Source organism: Aeromonas sp. D3, assembly GCF_027705025.1.
In the GTDB taxonomy this organism is placed as follows: Bacteria; Pseudomonadota; Gammaproteobacteria; order Enterobacterales; family Aeromonadaceae; genus Aeromonas; species Aeromonas salmonicida.
The window spans coordinates 1-1,502 of the sequence record NZ_JAPDBE010000091.1 but is presented as its reverse complement, the minus strand read 5'-3'; the positions used below and the strand labels follow the sequence as shown (position 1 = coordinate 1,502).

Below are 1,502 nucleotides of genomic sequence, written 5' to 3'. Positions count from 1 at the left end.
GGCTGTCTCTTGATCACAACTGTTGATGCTCAAGAGACTGCGCCAGTTCATAGCCTTCAAGGAGGGTCTGTAACCTAAACCAGCCCTCCCATAACACCGCTATCGAGGCTCGCCCCGTGCGCTTGGTGTCCTTCCAGCCCCCCAGTATCGCCAGGCTCTTGTACGCCCACGCCATATCGGGGGCTTCATTCGGCAGGGCCCTCTTCTCCATCTTCAACCACAGCAGCTTCCAGCTCTTTGTGCCCAGCACTCCTTTGCAGCTCTCTCCCTGCGCGGCAGGCTCCTCTTTGATAAATCGCAACTGCAGCAGCCGCACCGCGATAAAGGCCAGGATGACGCTCATACGCGTCAGGTTTTCCCGGCTCTGCATCCTCAACGCCTCGACCCGCGTGCCTGCACTCTTCCAGACCTTGTGATAATCCTCGATGAGCCAGCGCCGCTCGTAGTAGCCGATAATCTCGCTGGCCTGCCCGGCGCTGGTCACCGCTTCACTGGTCAGCAGATGCCACTCCAGCCGGTCGGCGGCATCGCCCTGCTCGATGCATCCCACGTAGTAGAGCGGGATATCAGGCTCCCTACGCTTGTTGGCCGGGGCTTTCAGGGTGACCCTGGCAAACTTGATATCGAGCACGGCCTCTCTGGCTTTTCTGCCACCCCGCTGGGGAATCTTGACCACCCGGGTGCCCGCGGATTGGCACTGCCTGGCATAGTCGTAGAGCTTGTTGTCGTGCTCGTTGATACAGCGGCTTTGCATTGAGCGCACCACGAAGCGCTGGGTATGTTTCTGCTTGTAGTGCAGGTATTCGTAGATATCCGCTTCCCGGTCACAGACCGAGATAACGTTGGCAATGGTGCTGCCAAGCCGGGTGGCGAGCGTTTTGGCGGTTTGCTCCCATTTGTAGCTCTCTTTCTCCTCATAGGGGCGGGTCGCGTAGTGGGCACGCTGCCCTCGCTTGCTGACATCGCGAGTCCATATTTGCTGGGCGGCCAAGCCGACCACCTTGCGCTTGTGCGGCGCGAACAGCAGCACGGAGTGAGCCAGCAGGGCACGACTGCTGCCCTGGTTGGTGTGGCCCAGCTGGTCTTTGACGCTGGCATGATTGAAGGTAAGGGCCGTGGTGTCTTCCAGTGCCAACAAGAGAGAATGGTCTCTGGCATGGGCGGCGGTGACGGCAAAGCCGGCGTTGGCAATGGCCTCGGCACTGACATGTGGGCTACGAATGAAGCGGTATGCGCCTTCCATATCAGCAGGTGAGAGGGGAAGGTGTGACACGCAATCTCCTGGTTGGTGAGCAAGGGCAGTGGCGAGGGCGACCAGCCTTCTGGTGCGTCTTGGGTCGTTCAGGTTGGCGTGACCAAACTGTGCCTGCGCCCAGTGCGCCGGTTGAGTGAAGGGCATGTTAGAACCAGAGGGAGAGTGATGAAAGGTTCAGATCACAGAATGGGAGAGAAGTTCAAAAAAATCCCCAAGCGATGCTTGGGGATTTTTGTATAAGAGACAG

General features: G+C 58.9%; 1 protein-coding gene. It reads right to left on the bottom strand.

All coding sequences use genetic code 11. The features are described from left to right. Nucleotides 1-13: 13 nt before the first annotated feature. The gene (locus OKC28_RS22865; protein WP_270691158.1) at nt 14-1,399 is read right to left on the bottom strand and encodes an IS4 family transposase; all 1,386 of its coding nucleotides are present in this window, start codon (nt 1,397-1,399) and stop codon (nt 14-16) included. Nucleotides 1,400-1,502 lie beyond the last annotated feature (103 nt).